Origin of the sequence: Streptomyces sp. NPDC046727, from assembly GCF_040645635.1 — a bacterium.
Classification (GTDB): Bacteria; Actinomycetota; Actinomycetes; order Streptomycetales; family Streptomycetaceae; genus Streptomyces.
This window is the reverse complement of record NZ_JBEYYR010000011.1, coordinates 98,397-121,569: the sequence shown is the minus strand read 5'-3', so window position 1 is coordinate 121,569 and position 23,173 is coordinate 98,397. Positions and strand designations below refer to the sequence as shown.

General features: G+C 71.8%; 25 protein-coding genes. 12 read left to right on the top strand and 13 right to left on the bottom strand.

All coding sequences use genetic code 11. The annotated features are described in order from the left end of the window. Positions 1-693, top strand: coding sequence for a hypothetical protein (locus ABZ937_RS16310; RefSeq protein WP_361691964.1), 693 nt, complete (start codon positions 1-3; stop codon positions 691-693). A gap of 121 nt (positions 694-814) precedes the next feature. Here ABZ937_RS16310 and ABZ937_RS16305 read toward each other — a convergent pair whose 3' ends face one another. The 5 genes from ABZ937_RS16305 to ABZ937_RS16285 all read right to left on the bottom strand — a co-directional run bounded on the left by ABZ937_RS16305 (position 815) and on the right by ABZ937_RS16285 (position 5,679). Next, a complete protein-coding gene (locus ABZ937_RS16305; protein WP_361691961.1) occupies positions 815-1,510 on the bottom strand; it encodes a TIGR04222 domain-containing membrane protein in 696 nt (231 codons plus the stop codon). 162 nt (positions 1,511-1,672) lie between these two features. Next, positions 1,673-1,906 carry a hypothetical protein gene (locus tag ABZ937_RS16300; RefSeq protein ID WP_361691958.1) on the bottom strand — a complete coding sequence of 78 codons (234 nt, stop codon included), beginning with the start codon at positions 1,904-1,906 and terminating at the stop codon, positions 1,673-1,675. A gap of 396 nt (positions 1,907-2,302) precedes the next feature. Then, a complete protein-coding gene (locus ABZ937_RS16295; RefSeq protein WP_361691955.1) occupies positions 2,303-3,766 on the bottom strand; it encodes a catalase in 1,464 nt (487 codons plus the stop codon). Positions 3,767-3,938: 172 nt separating this feature from the next. After that, entirely contained in the window at positions 3,939-4,832 is an 894-nt protein-coding gene (locus ABZ937_RS16290) for a 2-hydroxy-3-oxopropionate reductase (protein WP_361691952.1), read from the bottom strand. A 25-nt stretch (positions 4,833-4,857) separates the two neighbouring features. Then, on the bottom strand, positions 4,858-5,679 hold the full coding sequence (locus ABZ937_RS16285) for a TIM barrel protein (RefSeq protein ID WP_361691949.1): 822 nt from the start codon (positions 5,677-5,679) through the stop codon (positions 4,858-4,860). A 150-nt stretch (positions 5,680-5,829) separates the two neighbouring features. On the opposite strand from ABZ937_RS16285, the gene ABZ937_RS16280 reads away from it, so the two are divergent. The 8 genes from ABZ937_RS16280 (at position 5,830) to ABZ937_RS16245 (ending at position 12,978) form a co-directional block, all read left to right on the top strand. Further along, the gene (locus ABZ937_RS16280; RefSeq protein WP_361691946.1) at positions 5,830-6,093 is read left to right on the top strand and encodes a hypothetical protein; all 264 of its coding nucleotides are present in this window, start codon (positions 5,830-5,832) and stop codon (positions 6,091-6,093) included. Then, positions 6,090-6,452, top strand: coding sequence for a helix-turn-helix domain-containing protein (locus tag ABZ937_RS16275; protein WP_361691943.1), 363 nt, complete (start codon positions 6,090-6,092; stop codon positions 6,450-6,452). Before ABZ937_RS16280 ends, ABZ937_RS16275 begins: the two co-directional genes overlap by 4 nt. Before the next feature lie 151 nt (positions 6,453-6,603). Next, entirely contained in the window at positions 6,604-7,116 is a 513-nt protein-coding gene (gene uraD / locus ABZ937_RS16270) for a 2-oxo-4-hydroxy-4-carboxy-5-ureidoimidazoline decarboxylase (protein ID WP_361691940.1), read from the top strand. Positions 7,117-7,120: 4 nt separating this feature from the next. Then, positions 7,121-7,513 carry a hydroxyisourate hydrolase gene (gene uraH, locus ABZ937_RS16265; protein ID WP_361691937.1) on the top strand — a complete coding sequence of 131 codons (393 nt, stop codon included), beginning with the start codon at positions 7,121-7,123 and terminating at the stop codon, positions 7,511-7,513. Positions 7,514-7,516: 3 nt separating this feature from the next. Continuing rightward, positions 7,517-8,440, top strand: coding sequence for a factor-independent urate hydroxylase (gene pucL / locus ABZ937_RS16260; RefSeq protein WP_361691934.1), 924 nt, complete (start codon positions 7,517-7,519; stop codon positions 8,438-8,440). 64 nt (positions 8,441-8,504) lie between these two features. After that, positions 8,505-9,917 (top strand): nucleobase:cation symporter-2 family protein, encoded by a 1,413-nt coding sequence (locus ABZ937_RS16255; RefSeq protein WP_361691931.1) that lies wholly within the window; start codon positions 8,505-8,507, stop codon positions 9,915-9,917. Positions 9,918-9,995: 78 nt separating this feature from the next. Further along, complete coding sequence (locus tag ABZ937_RS16250) at positions 9,996-11,381, top strand: 8-oxoguanine deaminase (protein ID WP_361691928.1); 1,386 nt, start codon at positions 9,996-9,998, stop codon at positions 11,379-11,381. 229 nt (positions 11,382-11,610) lie between these two features. After that, a complete protein-coding gene (locus ABZ937_RS16245; protein WP_361691925.1) occupies positions 11,611-12,978 on the top strand; it encodes a nucleobase:cation symporter-2 family protein in 1,368 nt (455 codons plus the stop codon). 16 nt (positions 12,979-12,994) lie between these two features. Here ABZ937_RS16245 and ABZ937_RS16240 read toward each other — a convergent pair whose 3' ends face one another. Together ABZ937_RS16240 and ABZ937_RS16235 are read right to left on the bottom strand one after the other, a co-directional pair. After that, positions 12,995-13,615 (bottom strand): exonuclease, encoded by a 621-nt coding sequence (locus ABZ937_RS16240; RefSeq protein WP_361691922.1) that lies wholly within the window; start codon positions 13,613-13,615, stop codon positions 12,995-12,997. 45 nt (positions 13,616-13,660) lie between these two features. Continuing rightward, positions 13,661-14,458, bottom strand: a complete 798-nt coding sequence (locus ABZ937_RS16235) for a helix-turn-helix domain-containing protein (protein ID WP_361691919.1) — start codon at positions 14,456-14,458, stop codon at positions 13,661-13,663. Between the two features lie 95 nt (positions 14,459-14,553). Between ABZ937_RS16235 and ABZ937_RS16230 the strand changes: the two genes are divergently transcribed. Beyond that, a complete protein-coding gene (locus tag ABZ937_RS16230; RefSeq protein WP_361691916.1) occupies positions 14,554-15,408 on the top strand; it encodes an SDR family oxidoreductase in 855 nt (284 codons plus the stop codon). Here ABZ937_RS16230 and ABZ937_RS16225 read toward each other — a convergent pair. Beyond that, complete coding sequence (locus tag ABZ937_RS16225; protein WP_361692314.1) at positions 15,395-16,843, bottom strand: MFS transporter; 1,449 nt, start codon at positions 16,841-16,843, stop codon at positions 15,395-15,397. The two genes, ABZ937_RS16230 and ABZ937_RS16225, sit on opposite strands and share 14 nt — an antisense overlap. A 101-nt stretch (positions 16,844-16,944) precedes the next feature. Here ABZ937_RS16225 and ABZ937_RS16220 point away from each other — a divergent pair, with 101 nt between their 5' ends. Next, positions 16,945-17,346 carry a helix-turn-helix domain-containing protein gene (locus tag ABZ937_RS16220; RefSeq protein ID WP_361691913.1) on the top strand — a complete coding sequence of 134 codons (402 nt, stop codon included), beginning with the start codon at positions 16,945-16,947 and terminating at the stop codon, positions 17,344-17,346. Positions 17,347-17,358: 12 nt separating this feature from the next. On the opposite strand, the gene ABZ937_RS16215 is transcribed toward ABZ937_RS16220, so the two are convergent. The 5 genes from ABZ937_RS16215 to ABZ937_RS16195 form a co-directional block, all read right to left on the bottom strand. Then, positions 17,359-17,781 carry an acyl-CoA thioesterase gene (locus tag ABZ937_RS16215; protein ID WP_361691910.1) on the bottom strand — a complete coding sequence of 141 codons (423 nt, stop codon included), beginning with the start codon at positions 17,779-17,781 and terminating at the stop codon, positions 17,359-17,361. A 52-nt stretch (positions 17,782-17,833) separates the two neighbouring features. Further along, positions 17,834-18,454, bottom strand: coding sequence for a hypothetical protein (locus ABZ937_RS16210; RefSeq protein WP_361691907.1), 621 nt, complete (start codon positions 18,452-18,454; stop codon positions 17,834-17,836). Between the two features lie 135 nt (positions 18,455-18,589). After that, positions 18,590-19,189 (bottom strand): histidine phosphatase family protein, encoded by a 600-nt coding sequence (locus ABZ937_RS16205; protein ID WP_361691904.1) that lies wholly within the window; start codon positions 19,187-19,189, stop codon positions 18,590-18,592. Positions 19,190-19,282: 93 nt separating this feature from the next. Beyond that, positions 19,283-21,109, bottom strand: coding sequence for a trypsin-like serine protease (locus ABZ937_RS16200; protein ID WP_361691901.1), 1,827 nt, complete (start codon positions 21,107-21,109; stop codon positions 19,283-19,285). 90 nt (positions 21,110-21,199) lie between these two features. Continuing rightward, positions 21,200-22,408 (bottom strand): pyridoxal phosphate-dependent aminotransferase, encoded by a 1,209-nt coding sequence (locus ABZ937_RS16195; RefSeq protein ID WP_361691898.1) that lies wholly within the window; start codon positions 22,406-22,408, stop codon positions 21,200-21,202. An 80-nt stretch (positions 22,409-22,488) separates the two neighbouring features. On the opposite strand from ABZ937_RS16195, the gene ABZ937_RS16190 reads away from it, so the two are divergent. Further along, positions 22,489-23,115 carry a winged helix-turn-helix transcriptional regulator gene (locus ABZ937_RS16190; RefSeq protein ID WP_361691895.1) on the top strand — a complete coding sequence of 209 codons (627 nt, stop codon included), beginning with the start codon at positions 22,489-22,491 and terminating at the stop codon, positions 23,113-23,115. Positions 23,116-23,173 lie beyond the last annotated feature (58 nt).

The window sequence follows — 23,173 nt, the reverse complement described above, 5'->3', positions numbered from 1 at the left end:
ATGGTATCGATCGGTTCCGCGTCCCGGTTGCGCAAGAGTGCCGTTTTCACGGCCGCCGGCCTGGCGGTGGCCGCCGTGGCCGCCTGGGGCGGTGCCCAGGCATTCGCCGACGACCGTCCTGAATTCAGTGTGCAGTATATGCACGCCAGTACCGTTGGGGATTTCAGCGAGGACGAAAAGCTCGTCGGTTTCGCCGATTTCGTGTTCCACGGCACGGTCGTGTCCAAGAAGGGCACGACGGAAATCGACGGCGTCCCCGAGACCCAGTGGGCCGTGAAGGTCAACGAGGTCTACGAAGGCACGCTGCAGGCCGGTTCGACCACGGTGGTGAACCAGACCGGCGGCTACGACGCCGACACCAACAGCCTCATGCTGATGGAGGGCGACCTGCCCCTGGAGCCCGGCGAGAGCTACGTCTTCTCCACCCACAGCATGAACGACCGCTCCTGGTTCACCATGGTGCCGGTCTACGGCGCGCAGCCCGTCGGCAGCACCACACTGCCGTTCCCGACGGCGGAGGACATGGACGGCGACGGGCGGTCGACGGTCGCCGACCACTGGAAGCAGATGGTGCGCGACCAGGTCCAGCCCGACGTCGGCGCCGGCGAGGGACCGGAGCCGACGGACGAGCCGACCGAGCAGCCGTCCGACGTCCCGACCGGCTCCCCGGAGCCCACGGACCCGGCCGAGTGACACGCAGAGGGGCGGGGGGGGGCCCCGGCCGCCCCCCCCCCCCCGGCGGGGGCGCCCCGCCGGGTGCCGGGCCCGCCCCTGCGTCATGTCCGCGAGCGGCCGGGTCCGCGGGTGCCGGCGCTCAGTCGAACCCGCCGCCACCGCCGCATCCGCCCCCGTAGTCGTGCCCGCCGTGGTCGTGCCCGCCGTGCGTACCGCCCCCGTGGCTGTGGCCATGGTCGTCGCCGTCGCCGTCCCAGCCGGTCAGGTCCTCGTAGTCGTAGAGGCGGCGCAGGTCGTTGCCCCGGCCGAACGGGAAGCGGCCCTCGTCCGCGAGCGCGCCCCGGCCGGTGAGCCCGGCCTCGCGGGCGAAACGCGGCACGAGAGCGGTCAGGGCCCGCTCGCCGTACAGCGCGACGGCGAGCAGCACCTCCTCCTCCGGCAGCCCGTCGGGCGCCTCGGGGAGCGGGCGGCGCTCCCGCAGCTGTGCCAGCGCGCGGCGGGCGGCGCGGGTGCGGCCGGGCGGCAGCGAGCGCAGCAGCCCCTGCGCCGCGAGTTCGGCCCGCAGCCGGGCCAGGGCCCGGCGCACCACCGCGCGGGCGGGCAGCTCCCACGGTCCGGCGGGCCGGTAGAGGCCGGTACGGACCGCCTTCTCCAGCGGGTTCCGGAAGGGCTCGGCACTGCCCGCGACGGTCTTGCGCAGCGTGCCCGGCCGGCCCGCCTCGACCGCGCCGCGCAGATGCAGTCCGAGCACGGCGACGGTCACGGCGGCGCGGTCGCCCCCGCGCAGCAGGGCGACCGCGCACGGATCCCGCGGAATCGATGTCGTACGGCCCATGAGACACACCCCCCGGTGCCGGGCCCGCCGCCCCGTGCCGACGGGCCCCGTGTGCCGTTGGTGTGCCCGCACCCCGGGGCCGTTGAAGCGTCGTCCGCGCTGTTCAGAGGTTGATTTGAGGGTTGCGTAGCCCGGCTACGGCCGCTGTCGTACGCGGCGCCGCTACACCTCGTGCTCGGACAGCCCGGGCCAGTCGTCCGGGCCGCCGCCCTGCCATTCGATCAGATCGCTCTCCTCCACCTCGATCCGGTCCAGATCGGCCAGCCGCAGGATCTCCACGACGTCGTCCAGATGCGAGGCGAGCCCCAGCGTCACCTCTCCCTCGGTGACCCGCCGGGAGCCGTCCAGGGCCGGGGCATGGACCACGATGTGCGGGTAGTGCGTCGGATTGCCCATGGCATCAGCGTCCTGCGGAAGCGGCCGGTGCGCACCCCGGAGCCGGTACACAAGCAAAGCGCCCCCTGGACAGGGGGCGCTTGGTAGCCGTCCGACGGCGCGAGGCTGGGCGCGACAGGTCGTTCGCGCCGCCGGACGGGGCGGGTGGCCCCCGCGAAGGGGGCTGGGTGGGACCGCGGCGGCCGCGACGGAGCCGGGCGCCCTTCCCTCTGGTCGAGAAGGGGGCCGGGATCCTTCACCACCGCACTGGCTCGCGTACCGCCGCGGTCCTCGCCCTGCCCGCGCCCTGTGCCGACGGCCACCCCTCATCCGGGCCGCCGGGCGTGCTGCGCGGGCCGCGTGCGGAGATCATGACCTCCCGTCAGATCCCGTACGCTGCTTGTGGATTCCTGGAGCTCAGTCCTCGCGCAGGGCGCGGACCGCCTCCTCCACGCGCTTGCCGTACTCGGGGTCGGCGGCGTGGAAGTGGGCCAGGTTCTTCTCGATCACGTCGTCGCGGGAGACCTGCGAGAGGCCGCCGGCGATGTTCGCGACCAGGCGGGACTTCTCCTCCTCGGACATCAGCCGGTACAGCTCGCCGGCCTGGAAGAAGTCGTCGTCCTTGGTGTGCAGCGGGGCCTCGTGGGTGCCCGTGTGGCCGGACACCGCCAGGGGGGCCGACAGCGGGCGGCCGGTCTCGGCCGGGCCGTCGTACGAGTTCGGCTCGTAGTTCTTGGCGCCGCGGCCCTGGCCGTTGACCGCCATGAAGCCGTCGCGGCCGTAGTTCTGGGCGCCGCCCGCGACCGCCTTCGGGGCGTTCACGGCGAGCAGGGTGTGGTTGACGCCCAGGCGGTAGCGGTGCGCGTCGGCGTAGGCGAACAGCCGGCCCTGGAGCATCTTGTCCGGGGACGGGCCGATGCCGGGCACGAAGTTGTTCGGGGAGAACGCGGCCTGCTCGACCTCGGCGAAGACGTTGTCCGGGTTGCGGTCGAGGACCAGGCGGCCCACGCGCTGCAGCGGGTAGTCCTTGTGCGGCCACACCTTGGTCAGGTCGAACGGGTTGAAGCGGTAGTCCGCCGCCTCGGCCGCCGGCATGATCTGGACGTACAGCGTCCAGGACGGGTGCACCCCGCGCTCGATGGCCTGGAGCAGGTCCGTCTGGTGCGAGTTGGGGTCCTTGCCGGCCAGCTCGGCGCCCTGCTCGGCGGACAGGCAGCGGATGCCCTGGTTCGTCTTGAAGTGGTACTTGACGAAGAAGGCATCGCCGTCGGCATTCGTCCACTGGTAGGTGTGCGAGCCGTAGCCGTTCATGTGGCGGTACGACGCCGGGATGCCGCGGTCGCCCATCAGCCAGGTCACCTGGTGCGTGGCCTCGGGGGCGTGCGCCCAGAAGTCCCAGACGTTGTCCGGCTCCTGCTTGCCGGTGAACGGGTCCCGCTTCTGCGAGTGGATGAAGTCGGGGAACTTGATCGGGTCCTTGATGAAGAACACCGGGGTGTTGTTGCCGACGAGGTCGTAGTTGCCCTCCTCGGTGTAGAACTTCACCGCGAAGCCGCGCGGGTCACGGACCGCGTCGGCGCCGCCGAGGGAGTCGGCGACCGTCGAGAAGCGCAGGAAGACCTCGGTGCGCTTGCCGATCTCGCTGAGGAAGTCGGCGTGGGTGTAGCCGGTGACGTCGTCCGTCACCTCGAAGTGGCCGTAGGCGCCGGAGCCACGGGCGTGCACCACGCGCTCCGGGATCCGCTCGCGGTTGAAGCGCGCGAGCTTCTCCAGGAGGTGCTGGTCCTGGATCAGGAGCGGGCCTCCGACGCCGGCGGAGGCTGAGTTCTGGTTGTCGGCGACCGGGGCGCCGGACTCTGTCGTGAGCACGCGCTTCGACATCGTGGACCTTCCGTGCGGGATTCAGCGGAAACCTGTTTCCGCTTTGTGGAGCCTAGAAGTGGGGCGATCTGAGCGTCAACAGTTTGTTGAAGTAGATTCCGGGCCGCGGCGCCGCCTGGGCGCGACAGGACAGGTGTCAGCGGCGCCGCGGCCCGGAAGTCGGGGAGGGCTGTCAGACCTGGGCGCCGGACAGGCGCTCCACGGCCCGCAGCAGGGCCGAGTGGTCCAGGCCGCCGTCGCCCTGGGCGCGCAGCGACGCCACCAGCTGGGCGACCACGGCGCCGACCGGCAGGGCCGCGCCGACGTTGCGGGCGGCGTCGGTGACGATGCCCATGTCCTTGTGGTGCAGGTCGATGCGGAAGCCCGGCTTGAAGTCGCGGTTCAGGAAGTTGTCCTTCTTCCGCGTGAGCACCGTGGAGCCGGCGAGACCGCCGTTGAGGACGTCCAGCGCGGCCGTCAGGTCCACGCCCGACTTCTCCAGGAAGACCACGGCCTCGGCGCACGCCTGGATGTTCACCGCGACGATCAGCTGGTTGGCGGCCTTCACGGTCTGGCCCGAGCCGTGCGGACCGCACAGCACGATGGTCTTGCCGAGGGCGTCGAAGATCGGCTTCGCCTGGTCGAAGTCGGCCCGCTCGCCGCCGACCATGATCGACAGTACGGCCTCGATGGCGCCGGCCTCACCGCCGGAGACGGGGGCGTCCAGGACGCGGATGCCCTTGTCCTTGGCGGCCTTGGCCAGGTCGACCGAGGTCTGCGGGGTGATCGAGGACATGTCGATCAGCAGGGCGCCGGACCTCGCGTTCTCGAGGATGCCGTCGGGGCCGTAGGAGATGGCCTCGACCTGCGGGGACGCGGGCACCATGGTGATCACCACGTCGGCGTCGCGGACGGCCTCGGCGATCGAGCCGGCCGCGGTGCCGCCGGCGGCGGCCAGCCGGTCCAGCTTGTCCTGCTCCAGGGTGAAGCCGGTGACCTGGTAGCCCGCCTTGATCAGGTTCTCGGACATGGGGGAGCCCATGATGCCGAGGCCGATCCACGCGATCTTGGGAAGGGTGCTGCTCATGAAAAGGTGCCTTTCGGTACGGGGGTCAGCGGGACAGCCAGTCGAAGGCCTCGGCGCTCGGGCGGTCGCCCGGCTTGTACTCGAGGCCGACCCAGCCGTCGTAGCCCGCCTTCTTCAGCTGGTCGAGGAGGTCTTCGAGGGGCAGCGCGCCCGTGCCCGGCGCACCGCGCCCCGGGTTGTCGGCGATCTGTACGTGGCCGGTCTTCGCCGCGTACTCCTCGATCACCGACGGCAGGTCCTCGCCGTTCATGGACAGGTGGTAGAGGTCCATGAGGAAGCGTGCGTTGCCGAGGCCGGTCGCCTGGTTCACCTTGTCGACGATCCCGACGGCGGCCGGGGCGCTCACCAGCGGGTACAGCGGCGACTCGGGCTTGTTCAGCGCCTCGATCAGCAGCACCGCACCGATGCGGTCGGCGGCCCGCGCCGCGAGCACCAGGTTCTCCAGGGCGAGCGCGTCCTGCTCGGCCGGGTCCACGCCCTCGACGCGGTTGCCGTAGAGGGCGTTGAGCGCCGTGCAGCCGAGGGACTGCGCGAAGTCGGCGGCCACGTCGATGTTGGCGCGGAACTTCTCCGACTCCTCGCCCGGGACCGACAGGGCGCCGCGGTCCGGGCCCGGCAGCTGTCCGGCGTAGAAGTTCAGCCCGGTGAGCTGTACGCCCGCGTCCTCGATCGCCTTCTTCAGGGCGTCCAGCTCGGACCGGGGCGGGGTGGGGGAGTCGATCCAGGGCCACCACAGCTCGACCGCGGAGAAGCCCGCCGCGGCGGCGGCCGCGGGGCGCTCCAGGAGCGGGAGTTCCGTGAAGAGGATCGACAGGTTGACGTTGAAGCGCTGCTCTGCGAATCCCATGTGGACCGGCGCTCCCTTCCGTGTCGAGCAATTCCGTATAGCGGAAGTTTGTTTCTGCGTAATGGAAGATTGCCGCCGTGTGTCGCCGCTTGTCAAGGGGGGCAGGTCGCCGGACGCCCGAAAAGCCCTGCCGGGCGTTAGGTTGAGCGCGTGCGATTGAGAGTGGAGTTCACGACCGAACCCTTCGACCTGGACGAGGCGCCCGCGCACGCCCTGGTGGCGCGGGAGGTCATCGAGACGGCCGAGCTGGACGCCGTCGACGTCGGACCCTTCGGCAACACGGCCGAGGGCGGCGCCGACCGCGTGCTCACCGCGGTGGACGCGCTGCTGCGCAAGACGCTGGAGGCCGGTGCCACCCGGGTCTCGCTCCAGGTCAACGTGATCGACGACGGGATCGGGGAGGGCGGTAGGTGACCGGGGACGAGCCCTTCATCACGGCCGTGAAGCCGCTGGTCGACGCCATGGGCGGCAGGCTGCTCCCGCCCGACGAGGCCGGCCCCGAGGACGTCGTCCTCGCCTGGGAGGGCGTCGACGTGGTCGCCGTACGCCTGCCCCAGCTCGCCGACTCGCTGGACCACATCCTCGCCGCCATGGAGCGCAGGCGGGGCCGGCCGCTGGCGGACCTGGACCGCAAGGCCAAGCAGGAGATCGTGCGCACACTGGAGGCGCGGGGCGCCTTCGCCGTGCGGCACGGCGTGGAGACCGTGGCGAGCGCGCTCGGCGTCAGCCGCTTCACGGTCTACAACTACCTCAACCGGGAGAAGGGCTCCTGACCGGGCCGGAAGCGGGGGCCGTCGTACCGCCCGGGCCGGGCCCGGCTTGTTACGCGGAATTTTCAACAAAGTGTTGACGGGATGTTTCCGAGGGCGTTAGCTATCGGCAGCCCGTTCAGCACGACGGCCCATCGCGGCCACGGAGGCTCCCGTGACTTCGACTTCCACGCCCCCGGGCCTGGCCCGGTTCAACGACCTGGACGAGCCCGCGGCCCGCGCGGCCCTCCACGAGGCGTGCGCCTCCACCGAGTGGGCCCGGCGACTGCTCGCCGCCCGCCCCTACGCCACACCGGAGGACCTCTACACCGCCAGCGACGCCGCCATGGCCGAGCTGACCACCGCGGACCTCGAGGAGGCGATGGCCGGGCACCCGCCGATCGGGCGGCCCAAGCCCGGCGACCCGACCTCCGCCCGCGAACAGCGCGGCATGGCCGGCGCCTCCGACGCACTCAGGACGGAGATGCTCGAACTGAACCTGGCCTACCAGGAGAAGTTCGGCCATGTCTTCCTCATCTGCGCCACCGGCCGGACCGGCGAGCAGATGCGGGACGCGGTCAAGGAGCGGATCGGCAACGCGCCGGAGCAGGAGCGGGAGATCGTCCGCACCGAGCTGGGCAAGATCAACCGCATCCGACTGGCCCGACTCGTCGAAGAGGACGCCTGACACCATGAGCACCAGCACCACCGCCTCCGTGTCCACGCACATCCTGGACACCTCGATCGGCCGCCCCGCCGAGGGCGTCGCCATCCAGCTCTCGGCCAGGAGCGGCCGCGACGCGGACTGGCAGGCGCTCGGCAGCTCGGCGACCGACTCCGACGGCCGGTGCAAGGACCTTCCGGACCTGCCGGAAGGGACGACACACGTACGGCTCGACTTCGCGGTGGAGCCGTATTTCGAGAAGAAGCAAGCCGATGCGCAGCAGGACGCCCCCGCGAATCGGGACAGCGGTGCCGTGTTCTTCCCCGAGGTGGCGATCACCTTCGCCGTGAAGCCCGGGGAGCACTACCACGTACCGCTGCTGCTCAACCCGTTCGGCTACTCCGTTTACCGAGGGAGCTAGCTAATGCCGACCATCCTGGGACAGAACCAGTACGGCAAGGCCGAGAACCGAGTCGTCAAGATCACGCGGGACGGCGCCACCCACCACATCAAGGACCTCAACGTATCGGTCGCGCTGAGCGGCGACATGGACGAGGTCCACTACTCCGGCTCCAACGCCAACGTCCTGCCGACCGACACCACCAAGAACACGGTGTTCGCGTTCGCCAAGGAGTACGGCATCGAGTCCGCCGAGCAGTTCGGCATCCACCTCGCCCGGCACTTCGTGACCTCGCAGGAGCCGATCAAGACCGCGCGGATCCGCATCGAGGAGTACGCCTGGGAGCGGATCGCGACCTCCGACGCCAACTCCAAGTTCATCGGCGCCGACGAGGTCAAGCACTCCTTCGTCCGCAAGGGCCAGGAGGTCCGCGTCACCCAGATCACCTACGACGGCTCGTCGTGGGAGGTCATCTCGGGGCTCAAGGACCTGGTCGTGATGAACTCGACCAACTCCGAGTTCTGGGGCTACGTCAAGGACAAGTACACGACCCTCCAGGAGGCGTACGACCGCATCCTGGCCACCCAGGTCTCCGGCCGCTGGCGGTTCAACTGGACCGACGACGAGCAGAAGATGCCCAACTGGGAGAAGTCCTACGAGCAGACCAAGAAGCACATGCTCCAGGCCTTCGCCGAGACGTACTCCCTCTCGCTGCAGCAGACGCTGTACCAGATGGGCGCGCGGATCATCAACAACCGCAGCGAGATCGACGAGGTCCGCTTCTCGCTGCCGAACAAGCACCACTTCCTGGTGGACCTGGAGCCGTTCGGACTGAAGAACGACAACGAGGTCTACTTCGCCGCCGACCGCCCCTACGGCCTCATCGAGGCCACCATCCTGCGGGACGGCTGTGAGGCCCGTATCCCGGTCGACATGACCAACCTCTGACGCGGGACGCGCGCCCCCGGCCCCGCCACCCGGGCCGGGGGTCCGCGACACCGGAGGGAACGAAATGGCACAGCCTGCGAAGGGGCCCGCCACAGCCCCGTGTTCCACCCCGCCGGCGCACACCGAGGACGCCGTCACGTCCGTGCACCCGGTGGACGAGAAGCTCCACTTCTCGCGGCTCGTCCCCGCCGCGCTCCAGCACATCGCCGCGATGTACGCGGGCGTTGTCACTCCTCCGCTCATCATCGGCCAGGCCTGCGGACTCGACATCGCGGCCCGCACCCGGCTCATCGCCGCGAGCCTGCTCATCGCCGGCGTCGCGACCATCCTCCAGACCATCGGCGTCAAAGGCCTCGTCGGCAACCGGCTGCCCTTCGTCAACGCCGCCTCCTCCGCAGGCATCGCCCCGATCCTCGCGATCGCCGAGACCAACGGAAAGGGCCACCAACTCCCCGCGATCTACGGCGCGGTGATGGTCGCCGGCGCCTTCTGCCTGGCGCTCGGCCCGTTCTTCGGCCGGCTGCTGCGCTTCTTCCCGCCCCTGGTCACCGGTGTGGTCATCACCCTGATCGGTGTCACGCTGATGCCCGTTCCGGTGACCTGGGCCCAGGGCGGCGACAGGACCGCCGCCGACTTCGGCGCCATGCGGCACCTCGCGCTCGCCGGGTTCACCCTCGCCGTCATCCTGCTGGTCCAGCGCTTCGGCAAGGGCTTCGTCAAGCAGGTCGCCCTGCTGTTCGGGCTGCTCATCGGCACCCTGGCCGCGATCCCCTTCGGCATGGCCGACTTCAGCGGACTCAAGTCCGCGCCCGTCGCCGCGCTGCCCACCCCGTTCGCCTTCGGCACCCCCGAGTTCCAGCCCGCGGCCATCCTCTCCCTGTGCATCGTGATGCTGGTGCTGATGACCGAGTCGAGCGCCGGCATGCTCGCCCTCGGCGAGATCTGCGACCGCCGCGCCGACGGCAGGACCATCACCCGCGGCCTGCGCACCGACGGCATCGCCACCCTGCTCGGCCCCGTCTTCGGCGGCTTCCCCACCTCCGCCTTCGCCCAGAACGTCGGCGTCGTCTCCCTCACCCGGGTGCGCAGCCGGTACGTCGTCGCCGTCGCCGGCGGCAGCCTGCTGGTCCTGGGCGCCTTCCCGGTGCTCGGCGCGGTCGTCTCCCTGGTCCCCATGCCGGTCCTCGGCGGCGCGGGCATCGTCCTCTTCGGCTCGATCGCCGTCAGCGGCATCCGTACGCTGTCGGAGGCGGGCCTGGACGACAGCTCGAACATCATCCTGGTCGCCGTGGCCCTCGGCGCCGGCATCATCCCGCTGGCCGCGCCGACCTTCTACGCCGGCTTCCCGGCCTGGGCGCAGACCGTGCTCGGCTCCGGCATCAGCGCGGGCGCGCTCGCCGCCGTCCTGCTGAACCTGTTCTTCCATCACCTCGGCACCCGGAGCCGCAGGCCGGCTCCGGCACTCAAATCCTCCTAGGGTCCTGCCGTGCCCTCCCCGTGGACACTCCCCCGAGCCCCTGTCCACGGGCCCGCCACTGAAAGACAAGGAAGCACCATGGCACCTTCGGCAGCCCAGCGCATCGTCATCGAGAACTGCGCGATCGCGACCGTGGATGCCGGCGACACGGAGTACGCCTCCGGGTATCTCGTCCTCGCCGGCAACCGCATCGAGTCGGTCGGCGCGGGCAAGGCCCCCGAGGGCCTGGAGAACGTGGTGCGCCGGATCGACGCCACCGGCCATCTGGCCACGCCCGGCCTGGTCAACACCCACCACCACTTCTACCAGTGGATCACCCGGGGCCTCGCCACCGACCACAACCTGTTCAACTGGCTGGTCGCGCTCTACCCCACCTGGGCCCGCATCGACGAGCAGATGACGTACGCGGCCGCGCAGGGATCCCTCGCCATGATGGCCCGCGGCGGTGTCACCACCGCCATGGACCACCACTACGTCTTCCCGCACGGCTCCGGCGACCTGTCCGGCTCGATCATCCGGGCCGCCGCCGAGATGGGCGTCCGCTTCACACTGGCCCGCGGCTCGATGGACCGCAGCGAGAAGGACGGCGGCCTGCCGCCGGACTTCGCCGTGGAGACGCTGGAGGGCGCCCTCGCCGCGACCGAGGAGACCGTCAGGAAGCACCACGACGCCTCCTTCGACGCCATGACCCAGGTGGCGGTCGCCCCCTGCTCGCCGTTCTCCGTCTCCACCGAACTCATGCGCCAGGGCGCCGAGCTGGCCCGCCGCCTCGGCGTACGCCTGCACACCCACGGCTCGGAGACGGTGGAGGAGGAGAAGTTCTGCCACGAGCTGTTCGGCATGGGCCCGACCGACTACTTCGAGTCCACCGGCTGGCTCGGTGAGGACGTGTGGATGGCGCACTGCGTCCACATGACCGACTCCGACATCGCCGCGTTCGGCCGCACCGGGACCGGCGTCGCCCACTGTCCGTCGTCCAACGCCCGCCTCGCGGCCGGCATCGCCCGCGTCCCCGACATGCTCAAGGCGGGCGTGCCCGTGGGCCTCGGCGTCGACGGCACCGCCTCCAACGAGTCCGGCGAACTCCACACCGAACTGCGCAACGCCCTGCTGATCAACCGTCTCGGCGCCCACCGCGAGGCCGCCCTGAACGCCCGGCAGGCGCTGCGGCTCGGCACCCACGGCGGCGCCCGCGTCCTCGGCCGGGCCGAGCAGATCGGCTCGCTGGAGCCCGGCAAGCTCGCCGACCTGGTGCTCTGGAAGATGGACACGCTCGCTCACGCCTCCATCGCCGACCCGGTGACCGCGCTGGTCTTCGGCGCGGCGGCCCCGGTCACCGCGTCCTTCGTCAACGGCCGGCAGATCGTCGAGAACGGCCGCCTCGTCGCCGTCGACGAGGACGCCATCGCCGTGTCCACGCGCGCGGAGGCCCAGCGCCTGGCCCGCATCGCCGCGCAGGCCTGACCCCGGGCCCTCACATACTCCGGCCGGGAGGGACGGCTCCCGGCCGGGACCGTGGATCCGAGCGGGATCCACGGCACGCCGTCTCCGGGTCGCGTGTGGACGCACGCGCCCCGGAGACGGTCACCCCGCACCGCTCGTCTGTCCCCCGTCACGGTCCCGCACGACCACACGCACCACCTCCATGAAACCCACGTCGACGACGACGTGTTACCCGCCCGGAGGAGCCGCCGTGGCCGCCCATCCAGTTGACGAGAAACTCCCCGCCCTCAAAATGGCGACCAGTGGCCTGCAGCACGTGGCCGCCATGTACGCCGGGGTCGTCGCCCCACCGCTCATCGTCGGCGCGGCCATCGGCCTGTCCGCCACCGACCTGACCTTCCTCACCGGCGCCTGCCTGTTCACTGCGGGCCTCGCCACCTTCCTCCAGACGCTCGGCTTCTGGAAGATCGGCGCCCGGCTGCCGTTCGTCAACGGCGTCACCTTCGCCGGTGTCGCCCCCATGACCGCGATCGTCGCCTCGACCGAGGACAAGTCCGACGCCCTGCCGGTCATCTTCGGCGCGGTCATCGTCGCCGGACTGCTCGGCTTCCTCGCCGCCCCCTTCTTCAGCAAGGCGATCCGCTTCTTCCCGCCCGTCGTCACCGGTTCGGTCATCACCCTGATCGGGGTCTCCCTCCTCCCGGTCGCCTTCGGCTGGGCCCAGGGCCCCGACCCCAGGGCCGAGGACTACGGTTCGACGACCTACCTCACCCTCGCCGGCCTCACCCTGCTGATCGTCCTGCTGCTGCGCCGCTTCACCCGGGGCTTCGTGAAGCAGATCGCCGTGCTGCTCGGCCTGATCATCGGCACGCTCGTCGCGATACCGTTCGGCGTCACGGACTTCAGCCCCGTCGGTGAGGCCGGCATCGTGGGCTTCCCGACCCCGTTCCACTTCGGCGCCCCCCAGTTCCAGCCGGCGGCGATCCTCTCCCTCTGCGTGGTGATGGTGGTCTCGATGACCGAGTCGACCGCGGACATGCTGGCGCTCGGCGAGATCGTCGAACGCCCCGCCGACGAGAGGACCATCGCGGCCGGCCTGCGCGCCGACACCCTCGGCTCCGCGCTCAGCCCGCTGTTCAACGGCTTCATGTGCAGCGCCTTCGCCCAGAACATCGGCCTCGTCGCCATGACGCGGATCCGCAGCCGGTACGTCGTCGCGACCGGCGGCGGCTTCCTGGTCCTGATGGGCCTGTGCCCGATGGCCGCCTCGCTCATCGCGGTCGTACCCCGCCCGGTGCTCGGCGGCGCCGGCGTCGTCCTGTTCGGCTCGGTCGCCGCGAGCGGCATCCAGACCCTGGTCCGGGCCGGCCTGGACAGGGACAACAACGTCCTGATCGTCGCCGTGTCCCTCGCCGTCGGGATCATCCCGATCACCGCGCCGGAGTTCTACCACGCCTTCCCGGAGACCGCGAAGATCGTCCTGGACTCGGGCATCTCCACGGGCTGTGTCACCGCGGTGGTGCTGAACCTCCTCTTCAACCACCTGGGCAAGGGCCGTGAGGCCCACGACGTCACCCATCCCATGGAGGCGGGGGAGGAGATCGCCGCTGCGCACTGAGGCCGACGGTCAGGACTTACGAGGCCGGGGGAGACGGAGCCGACTCCGTGACCCCCGGCCATCGCATGAGGTTGGCGAACAGCTCGGCCTGCTCGATCGCGTCGTCCAGGGCATGGTGCGTATGCCGGCGCCCGGACAGCAGCTCACGGGGCATCGTCCCCTTGGCCACCGCCCACAGCGGCAGCCGGGCCTTCGTCGCGTACAGCGTCTTCATGTCCAGACAGCCGGAGTGCCCGAAGGGGCTGTCCCCGGTGAACCGGATCAGATACCAGTACAGGAACGTCCAGTCGTACGACGCCGGATACCCGCACATCACCGGCTGCGCGCCCGCGCTCATCTCACGCACCCACGCGCTGAACTCGGCGAGCGCCACGGCCGGGTCGGCGCCGTCCCTGCGCAGCGCCTCGCGGTCGAGCCCGCTCACCGCCAGTGCCTCCGGCACGAAGTCGGCGCTGATGGGCCGCAGTTCCCGGTAGAACGTCAGCCGCTCGGGGTCCTCGGGGGCGAAGCCGTCGGCATCCTGGGTGCCGGCCACGGCAGCGCCGAAGCTCAGCATGGAGTAGGGGCCGGGAATCGGGCCGTCGGCCTCGACGTCGACCGAGATGTACCGGCTGGGTTTCACACGTCGTGCGGACATGGTCCAGGAGCATGACAGCCGACGGCACCTCTCCGCACCCCGGATTCAGGTGCGGCGGCTCGCCCGGCACGGGGTGAGGGCGGGCAGCCTGCCCGTGAAGTACGAGCGGGGCGGTACGCCCATCAGGGCGCGGAAGTCGGTCGACATGTGCGCCTGGTCGAAGTAGCCGGTGGCCGCGGCGAGCTGGGACCAGGGGGTGGTCGGGGCCCCGGTGACGACCGCGCGGACACGGTCGATGCGGGCGTACTGCTTGGGGGAGACGCCGACGCCGTCCGCGAACAGGTTCCGCAACTGGCGCTCGCTCACGGCGAGTTCCCGGGCCACGTCACGGACCTGCGCGGGCGCCCGGTCCGTCCGGACCGACAGCGCCGCCACCCCCGCCCGCAGCAGCGCCGTGCGCGCCGGGTCCGCGGACCTGGCGAGCAGGCCGGGAAGCGACCGTTCCAGGTGGGGCACCGCCTCCCACGGGTCCAGCCACCGCAGCGCGTCCGCGAGCCGGCGCGGCGTTTCGCCCGGCAGCGCGTGCAGCGGCACGACCCGGCCCACGAGTTCCGTGGCCGGCACACCCAGCAGGGGGCGGACCGTGCCCGGCGACAGACACAGCTCCACACAGGTCAGCTCCGCCTTGCCCCGGTGGTAGGAGGCACGCACCCGGGGCCCGACGACCAGCACGTCCCGGTGCCGGTCGGCCGCCACGCGGAGCACCACCCTCGTGACCGCGTCGGGGAGGCGCACGAGTGCCTCCTCGGGCGGGTCGGCGTAGGACGAGGTCCGTACCCCCGTGATCCAGGGGCGCAGGACCTCGGGTGCGCTCCGGGCCTGCTCGGCGATGGGCTGCGGCATCCCTCCACGGTAAGGGCGCCGACGGGCTCACGGGCGGGTCCGGCCGTGCCGGAATCTACAAGAACCGGGGCGGTCCGAGGAGCCACCGTGGAGCCATGATTCTGGTGACGGGTGCCACGGGCACCATCGGCGGCGAAGTGGTACGACAGCTCGCGGCGCGCGGCGAGAAGGTGCGGGCCCTGACCCGCGACCCGGACGGGGCCCGGCTGCCCGACGGGGTGGAGGCGGTGCGCGGCCCCTACGGCGACCCCGACGCCCTGGAAGGCGCCCTGGCGGGGGTGACGGCCGTGTTCCTGCTCCGTCCTCCCGGCCCGGACGAGGGGCACGACGCCGTCACGGTCGAGGCGGCGCGGGCGGCCGGCGTGCGCCGGCTGGTGAAGCTCTCGGCGATCGCGACCGGCGACCGGGAGTCCGGCCCGTCCGGCCGGTGGCACGTGGAGGGCGAGCGGGCCGTCCGGGAGAGCGGGGCCGAGTGGACGGTCCTGCGGCCCTCGTCGTTCGCCTCCAACACGCTGAGCTGGGCACCGGCGCTCCGGGCGGGCGAGCCGGTGCCGAACATGACCGGCGACGGGGCCTCGGGCGTGATCGACCCGCGCGACATCGCCGCGGTGGCGGTGCGGGCCCTGCTCGACGGGCGGCACGCGGGACGGACGTACACCCTGACCGGGCCGGAGGCGATCAGCGTCCCGGAGCAGGCGGCCGTGCTCGCCTCGGTCCTGGGCCGTCCGGTGCCCACGCGCGACCTCTCGGCCGACGAGACACGCGGGTTCCTCCGTACCGCCTGGGGCTTCGACGGACCCCGCGCGGAGAGCGTCCTGGCCGGCGTCACCTACGTCCGCCGGGGCGGCAACGAGGTGGTCACCGAGGACGTACCGGAGGTGCTGGGCAGGCCGGCCCGGACCTACCGGGCGTGGGCGGTGGACAACAAGGCGGCCTTCAGCGCGAGTTGACCCGCCGGGGCCGCAGCACCGCGCCCGCCAGCAGCAGTGCCGCCACGGCGATCCCCGTCGCCACCCGGAACGCCAGCCGGTAGCCCTCGGCCGTGGCCGGGACCAGGGCCTCGCCCCGGCCGAGCAGGCCCTCGGTACGGCTCGCCGCGAGGGTCGACAGGACCGCGAGGCCCAACGAACCGCCCACCACCTGCGTGGTGTTGAACAGCCCGGACGCCAGTCCCGCGTCCTCCGCCCGCGCCCCGGACATCGCGAGCCCGGTCAGCGCGGGCATGGCCGCCGCGAAACCGGCGCCGAGCAGCAGCATGGCCGGCAGTACGTCGGTGAGGTAGGAGCCGTCCGCCGGTGCGCGGCCCAGCAGGGCCATGCCGGCCGTGATCAGCACCAGGCCGGCCATCAGCACCCGGTACCCGCCGAACCGGGCCACGGCCCGCGCGGACAGCCCCAGCATCAGCACACCGATCAGGACCGGAGCCGGAAGGAACGCGGTACCGGTCGCGAGCGCGCCGTAGCCCAGCACCCGTTGCAGGTACAGCGCGCCGATGAACTGGAAGCCGTACATCGTGGCGATCATCAGCACCTGGACCGCGTTGGCCCCGGTCAGCACCCGGGAGCGCAGCAGCCGCAGCCGCAGCAGCGGGCGCGCCGCCCGGGCCTGGCGCAGCGCGAACGCCGTGAACAGGGCGAGCGCGAGGGCCGCGAGCAGCAGGGTGACGGTGCGGGAGCGGTCGCCGGCGCCGACGATGACGTACACCGTGAGCATCAGCGCGCCGGTGACCAGCCCGGCCCCGGGGTAGTCGGCACCCCGGCCGAGGCCGGCCCCGCGTTCCGGGGTGAGCACCCGCAGCGCGGCCAGCCACGCGGCCACCCCGATCGGCAGGTTGATCAGGAAGATCCAGTGCCAGTTGAGCGCCTGGGTGAGGGCGCCGCCGAGGAAGGTGCCGAGCGCGCCGCCCGCCGCGCCGACCGCGCTGAACGCCGCGATGGCCCGCGCCTGTTCACGCGGCTCGGGGAACAGGGCGACCAGCATCCCGAGGACCACCGCCGAGGCCATCGCCCCGCCCGCGCCCTGCACCGCCCGCGCCGCGATCAGCATGCCCTGCCCGGTCGCCGTGCCGCACAGCACCGACGCCAGCGTGAACACCGCGAGCCCCGCCGTGAACATCCGCCTGCGGCCCACCAGATCACCGAGCCGCCCCGCGAGGAGAAGCAGCCCGCCGAAGGCGATCAGATAGGCGTTGACGACCCAGGCGAGACCCGGGCCGGTGAAGCCGAGGTCACTCTGGATGGCGGGCATCGCCACCGTGACGATGGTGCCGTCCAGGACCGTCATCAGCGTGCCCGCGCACAACACGGCCAGGGACGCCCACCGGGAGTACCGTCGACGCGGTGCCACCGTCCCCGATGACGGACTGTTCTCGATCGTGGCCGACATCGCGTGTGCCGCCTCCCCGTTCTTCTTACGCACCTTGGTGCACGACTTGTAACGGGGATCATCGTGAGTGACCATGGGAGCCGGCGTAAGGAGGCAGTCGGATGTCCCAGAGGAACACCGGTGTTACCGTCCAGGCAGTGAACGCGCACGCGTGCCCCGTCCGGGAAGTTCTTGACAGGGTGGCCGGCAAGTGGAGCGTGCAGATCCTCGTCGCCGCCGCGCACGGGCCCATCCGGTTCACCGAACTGGAGCGCGGCATCGAGGGCATCAGCCGCCGTATGCTCACCCTCACCCTGCGCAACCTGGAGCGGGACGGCCTGGTGACCCGCACCGTCCATCCGACGGTGCCGCCCAAGGTGGAGTACGAACTGACGCCCGTAGCCCATGAGTTGAACGACACCCTGCAGCGGCTGACCGACTGGGCCGAGCGCAACCGGGTGTACATCGCCGAGGCGCGGGCGGCCTACGACGTCGAGCACCGGCCCGAGTCGCTCGACGCGTAGGCGTCCGGCGCCCTACAGGCCGAACAGACCGGGGTCCGTCGCCAGCTCCTTGAACACCTCTCGCGGGTCGGCGACCAGCTTGCGCTCCTTGAGCTTCAGCATGCCGCCCACCGCGGTGACCTCGGCCGCCGGCGTGCCGTCGGCCTTGCGCACCTCCTGCCGTATGCGGAACGTCTTGCCGTCGCCCCACTCGAACGCGCAGGTCACATCGACCTCGTCACCGGCGAGCAGTTCGCGCAGGTAGCGGATGTTCGTCTCCAGCGCCACCGGGCCCACTCCCTGGGCCACCAGCCGGGCCTGGGTGATCCCGGCCGCCTGGAGCAGCGACCAGCGGGCGTGCTCCGCGTAGTTGAGGTACACCGCCTGGTTGAGGTGTCCCTGGGTGTCGGTCTCGTAGCCGCGGACGGTCACGCGGACGGAAAACGGTTCGGCCACTTCCAGCCCCTCTCGCGTTCGATTCTCCGGTCGACCGATCTTGACACGCCGGTCAGACCCGGCGGGGCGACGCCAGCAGGTAGCGCGCTCTGGTCCGTGGCTCGGTGTACTCGCCGGCCTGCCAGCCGGCCCGCTCCAGCGTGGCCGCGCAGTCCGCCAGCGTCCGAGCGTCCGGCGCGTACACCGCGACCGCCTCCGGCTGCGGGGTCGCCCGGACCCGGTAGCCGTCCGTGTCGCCGCCCGCCGGACGGTGCCCGGCCGCCTCCAGCGCGAGCGCCGCGGCCCGCACCAGATGCGTCCGCTCCCACCCGCAGGGCCGGTCCACGGCGCCGTCGGGATTCGTCATCCGGCGCAGCTCCAGCAGCCCCTGCCAGGCGCTGTGCACCTCGCGCCGCCGGGCCGGACCGGACCCGGGCGGTTCCTCCTCGCCGCCGACGCGGGCCGTGAACACCCCGCTGTCCGGCGCGGGCCGCACCGGCGCCTCGGGTACCGCCTCCCGTATCCGATGGCCGGCCGAGGTGAGGAAGTGGTCGTGCGGCGGCCGGGGGTGCCGGAAGGCGAGCCCCCGCTTCACCAGTGCCGCGAGCTGGGTCTCCGTACCGCGCAGCCGGCCGGTGACAGGGTCGGCGGTCTCGATCACCCGCCGCTGCGCGGCGGTCGGCGGTCGGGTCACGGGACGCTCCTTCCGGCACCGCGGCTCCTCGGGACCGCCAGAAGAACGGCCCCTTCTCGGACGGGACCACCGGGAAAGCGGCCCATTCGCAGAGTACGGCCCGGGTCTGACAACGCCCCCTGCTCCCGACGCCCCCTACTCCCGGGGCCGGATGTTCCACCCCGCCACCACGGGACGGCCGTGCTCCGTGCCGAGCCGGCCGAGCGCCCCCGTCGCGAGCTGGAAGAGGGCCCCGTGCCGGGGCGGCAGGCCCAGGCGGCGGGCGGTGAGCACGCGGAGGAAGTGGCCGTGGGCGATCAGGACGACGGCCCCCTCGGTGCCGGCGAGGGCCGCGTCGGCCTTGGCCAGCATCCGGTCGGCGCGCTCCCCGACCTGCTCCGGGGTCTCGCCCGGGTGGTCCGGCGGACCGGGCGTGACGCCGTCCGTGAAGAGGAACCAGCCGGGCCGGGTCCGCTGGATCTCCGGGGTGGTCACGCCCTCGTACCCGCCGTAGTCCCACTCGCGCAGGTCGGCGTCGACCCGCGCGTCCGGGATCCCGATGAGCCGGGCGGTCTCCCGGGCCCGCTGCAGGGGGCTGACGAAGGCCGCCCCGATCCGGTGCGAGCGGACCAGCGGAACCAGCCGGAGCGCCTCCTCCCGCCCGTGCTCGGTGAGCGGTACGTCGGTCCAGCCGGTGTGCCGCCCGGACCGCGACCACTCGGTCTCACCGTGCCGGACGAGAAGGAGGTCACCCATGACGGCACGGTGTCACAGGGCGGCTGCCGCCCGCAGGACGGACTGCGCCAGACGGCGTTCTCCGAGGACGTCGGGACGTGTGTGGGGTGCCGGTCAGGTGCCCGGGTGGACCAGCGTGTACTCGGTGCCGAGGGCCTTCGTGCCGGTGTCGGCGTACAGCGTGGTCTCCCCGTCGGACCAGCGCACGATGAGGTCGTCGCCGGAGCCGTCGTGGCGGAAGCCGCCGGCCGTCATCACCTGCGCGTGCTGCCACATGCCGTTCGGGCCGCGCATCCGGGACTTGGTGCCGAGGCCCGCGGCCGAGGTGTCCGTGTACGTGTCGAGCGCGCCGTCCGCCCAGCGCACCAGCAGATCCCGCCCGGCCGCGCCCCCGAAGTCGCCGCCGGTCAGCAGGGAGGCCTTGGTCCAGGTGCCGTTCGCCGCGACGAGCTGGGTGGCGGTGCCGAAGCCGCCGGTGCCGACCCCGCTGTACAGGACGACCGCGCCGTCGGACCGGCGGACGAGCAGGTCGGTGCCCTGACCGTCCCGGAACCGTCCGGCGGTGAACTGGACGGCGTTCTTCCAGGCGGAGCCCGGCGTCGCCATCCGGATCTCCCGGCCCAGTCCGGAGGGGCCGGGTTCGGGGTAGAGGGTGACCTCGCCGTCGGACCAGCGCACCAGCAGGCCGGACCGGTTGCCGCCCGCGAAGCTGCCGCCGGTGACGGTCCGGGCGTGCGTCCAGGTGGAGTTGGCCTGCCGCAGCCGCTTCTCGGCCTGGAATCCGCCCCTGCCGTCGCCCGGGTGCAGGGTGACCCCGCCGTCGGACCAGACCACGAGCAGATCGCCGTGCCGGTCGCCGGTGTAGTCGCCGGAGGCCGTGAGCGCGGCCTTGCGCCAGCGTGCCGCGCCGCCCGGCAGGGTGCCCTTCAGACCCCGGTACGGCGGCAGGTCGGCGGGCGGGGCCTGGTCGGCGACGGCGTAGCCGAGGAGGTTCGCGGCGTCGGCGCCGAACGCGGTGGCGTAGCTGATGTAGTCCACGTTGGCGTCGTTGCCGCCGCCGTTGTAGCCGCCGAGGTTGCCGATGACGTGTCCGGTGCGGGCGTCGTCCTTGTAGTCGGTGATCCAGGGGCTGCCGGACACGCCGCCGTAGTAGCCGCCGCAGGTCATCGACAGCTGCCGGTAGCCGCGGAGTTGCTTGGTCGGGACCGTGCACTTGACGGCGCGTCCGGCGCTGTTGTGCCGGTGGGACGGGTAGCCGACGACGGTGACGTGCCGCTGGGTGTAACCGGAGGGGCGGGTGAAGGTCAGTCCGCCGCCCACCGCGTCCTGGAGGGACTTGCCGTGCTGGTTGGCCGAGACCCGGGCGAAGGCCGTGTCCAGGTCGGACGAGATCTTCTTGGTGGTCGTCGAGCCCCGGTCGGGCGTGTAGCGGGGATCGATGAAGACGCGCTGGATGTGGAAGATGCCGTACGGCTGCTGGTCGGGCGCCGCGCCTTTGACGAACTTCGGGACGAAGATGTAGTCGCTCTTCATGTTCAGCGCGCAGTGGGCCGCGGTGAGCACGACGTTCCGGGCCCGGGTGTCGATCACGCTGCCGGTGCAGTGCCAGGTGGTGCCGCGCGGTCCGTCGGAGCCGAAGAACGTGCCGACGAGCCGGGTGCCCTTGAACAGCGTGCCCTGGGGGCGGCGCGCCACCGCGCTGCCCGGCTGCGCGGTCCCGGACGGCTCGGTCCGGACCTCGTCCAGCGGCCGTGCGTCCGCCATGCGCTCGGCCGTCCAGAACCGGGCGGCGTCCCGCGCCTCCTGCCCTGCGGAGGGCGACGGCGAGGCCGACCCGGCCCGGGCGGCCGGAGCGGCGAGCCCGAGCGTCAGCGCGCACAGGACGGCGACGGCCGTCGTGCCTCTGCCGTACGAGAACGTGCGTCCTGCGGACGAGAGCATGCGTCTTCCGTGCGAGAGCAAAGGTGATCCCCCCTGATCATGCTGGTCATGCGGGGTGATCTTCGCACGGACGAGCGAATCGGGCCAACGCTACTGCCGGTACCCGCTGAGGAACCTGCCGATCCGGCCGATCGCCGCCTCCAGGTCGTCCGCGTGCGGCAGGGTCAGGATGCGGAAGTGGTCGGGGGAGGGCCAGTTGAAGCCGGTGCCCTGGACCACCTGGATCTTCTCGCGCAGCAGCAGGTCCAGGACGAACTTCTCGTCGTCGTGGATCTTGTGCACCTTGGGGTCGAGGCGCGGGAACGCGTACAGCGCGCCCTTGGGCTTCACGCACGACACGCCCGGAATCTCGTTCAGCTTCTCCCAGGCCACGGTCCGCTGCTCGTACAACCGCCCGCCCGGGGCGGCGAGTTCGCTGATGGACTGGCGTCCGCCGAGCGCGGCCTGGATGGCGTACTGGGCGGGCGCGTTGGCGCACAGCCGCATGGAGGCCAGCATGGTCAGGCCCTCCAGGTAATCCCTGGCGTGCTGCTTCGGGCCGGTGACCACCAGCCAGCCGGAGCGGAAGCCCGCCACCCGGTAGGTCTTGGACAGGCCGCAGAAGGTGAGGACGACCAGGTCGGGGGCGAGCGCGGCGGCCGAGTGGTGGACGGCGTCGTCGTACAGGATCTGGTCGTAGATCTCGTCGGCGAAGACCATCAGGCCGTGCCGACGGGCCAGGTCGAGGATGCCCTCGACGACCTCCTTCGGGTAGACGGCGCCCGTCGGGTTGTTCGGGTTGATGATGACCACGGCCTTCGTCCGGTCCGTGATCTTCGACGCCATGTCGGCCAGGTCCGGGTTCCAGTCGGCCTGTTCGTCGCACAGGTAGTGCACGGCCTTGCCGCCGGCCAGGGTGGTGACGGCTGTCCAGAGGGGGAAGTCCGGTGCGGGGATGAGGATCTCGTCGCCGTCCTCCACCAGGGCCTGGACGGCCATGGAGACCAGCTCCGAGACGCCGTTGCCCAGGTAGACGTCGTCCACGTCGACTTCGAGGCCCCGGGCCTGGTAGCGCTGGGCGACCGCGCGGCGGGCGGAGAGGATGCCGCGGGAGTCGGTGTAGCCGTGCGCCTGCGGCAGCATCCGGATCATGTCCTGGAGGATCTCCTCCGGCGCCTCGAAGCCGAAGGCCGCGGGGTTGCCGGTGTTCAGGCGCAGCACGCTGTGCCCCGCCTCCTCCAGCGCGTTGGCGTGCTCGATCACCGGGCCGCGGATCTCGTAGCACACCTCGCTGAGCTTGTTGGACTGCCGGAACTCCATGCGCCCCTCCGAAACTCGTGTTGCTTGGTTTTACCAAGTAGAAGCTTGGAAAGTCCAACAACGCGTCTAGACTGCGTCGCATGTCACCTCGCCGAAGCTACGACCAGTACTGTTCCGCAGCCCGCGCCCTCGACCTCGTCGGCGACCGCTGGACCCTGCTGATCGTGCGGGAGCTGCTCGCCGGCCCCCGCCGCTACACGGACCTGCACGCGGATCTGCCCGGCGTGAGCACGGACGTACTCGCCTCACGGCTGAAGGACATGGAACGGGACGGCCTCACCGCCCGGCGCCGGCTGCCCCCGCCGGGAGCGGCCTTCGTGTACGAACTCACCGCGCGCGGGCGGGAGTTGCTGCCCGTGCTCCAGGCGCTGGGCGAGTGGGGCGAGGGAGAGCTGGGCGAGCGCAGGCCCACCGACGCCGTGCGCGCGCACTGGTTCGCGCTGCCCCTGCTGCGGGCCCTGGACGGGGAAGGTGTCGTCGAAGTCCACCTGGAGGAAGGAGACTTCCACCTCCACGTCGGCGCGGCGGACGGCCCGGTCTACGGCGACGGACCCGCGCCCGGCGAGGCGGACGCGCGGCTCGTGCTGGACGCGGAGACCTGCGAGGCGGTGGCGCGGGGCGAGTCGACCCTGCTGGACGCCGTCCGGTCCGGACGCGTCACGGTGACCGGCGAGGGCACGCTCGCCAAGGCACTGCGCGAGGCGTGACAAAGGGGCGTGACAAAGGGGCGTGACAAAGGGGCGTGACAAAGGTGAAGGCCCGCCG

Bases quoted from the DNA above. Each gene is read 5' to 3' on its own strand.
- ABZ937_RS16310 (WP_361691964.1), top strand. From the start codon at position 1: ATGGTATCGATCGGTTCCGCGTCCCGGTTGCGCAAGAGTGCCGTTTTC.
- ABZ937_RS16290 (WP_361691952.1), bottom strand. From the start codon at position 4,832: ATGAGCAGCACCCTTCCCAAGATCGCGTGGATCGGCCTCGGCATCATG.
- uraH (WP_361691937.1), top strand. From the start codon at position 7,121: ATGAGCACCAGCACCACCGCCTCCGTGTCCACGCACATCCTGGACACC.
- ABZ937_RS16305 (WP_361691961.1), bottom strand. From the start codon at position 1,510: ATGGGCCGTACGACATCGATTCCGCGGGATCCGTGCGCGGTCGCCCTG.
- ABZ937_RS16300 (WP_361691958.1), bottom strand. From the start codon at position 1,906: ATGGGCAATCCGACGCACTACCCGCACATCGTGGTCCATGCCCCGGCC.
- ABZ937_RS16200 (WP_361691901.1), bottom strand. From the start codon at position 21,109: ATGCTCTCGTCCGCAGGACGCACGTTCTCGTACGGCAGAGGCACGACG.
- pucL (WP_361691934.1), top strand. From the start codon at position 7,517: ATGCCGACCATCCTGGGACAGAACCAGTACGGCAAGGCCGAGAACCGA.
- ABZ937_RS16295 (WP_361691955.1), bottom strand. From the start codon at position 3,766: ATGTCGAAGCGCGTGCTCACGACAGAGTCCGGCGCCCCGGTCGCCGAC.
- ABZ937_RS16255 (WP_361691931.1), top strand. From the start codon at position 8,505: ATGGCACAGCCTGCGAAGGGGCCCGCCACAGCCCCGTGTTCCACCCCG.
- ABZ937_RS16195 (WP_361691898.1), bottom strand. From the start codon at position 22,408: ATGGAGTTCCGGCAGTCCAACAAGCTCAGCGAGGTGTGCTACGAGATC.
- ABZ937_RS16240 (WP_361691922.1), bottom strand. From the start codon at position 13,615: ATGTCCGCACGACGTGTGAAACCCAGCCGGTACATCTCGGTCGACGTC.
- ABZ937_RS16205 (WP_361691904.1), bottom strand. From the start codon at position 19,189: ATGGGTGACCTCCTTCTCGTCCGGCACGGTGAGACCGAGTGGTCGCGG.
- ABZ937_RS16235 (WP_361691919.1), bottom strand. From the start codon at position 14,458: ATGCCGCAGCCCATCGCCGAGCAGGCCCGGAGCGCACCCGAGGTCCTG.
- ABZ937_RS16285 (WP_361691949.1), bottom strand. From the start codon at position 5,679: ATGGGATTCGCAGAGCAGCGCTTCAACGTCAACCTGTCGATCCTCTTC.
- ABZ937_RS16225 (WP_361692314.1), bottom strand. From the start codon at position 16,843: ATGTCGGCCACGATCGAGAACAGTCCGTCATCGGGGACGGTGGCACCG.
- ABZ937_RS16220 (WP_361691913.1), top strand. From the start codon at position 16,945: ATGTCCCAGAGGAACACCGGTGTTACCGTCCAGGCAGTGAACGCGCAC.
- ABZ937_RS16190 (WP_361691895.1), top strand. From the start codon at position 22,489: ATGTCACCTCGCCGAAGCTACGACCAGTACTGTTCCGCAGCCCGCGCC.
- ABZ937_RS16250 (WP_361691928.1), top strand. From the start codon at position 9,996: ATGGCACCTTCGGCAGCCCAGCGCATCGTCATCGAGAACTGCGCGATC.
- ABZ937_RS16230 (WP_361691916.1), top strand. From the start codon at position 14,554: ATGATTCTGGTGACGGGTGCCACGGGCACCATCGGCGGCGAAGTGGTA.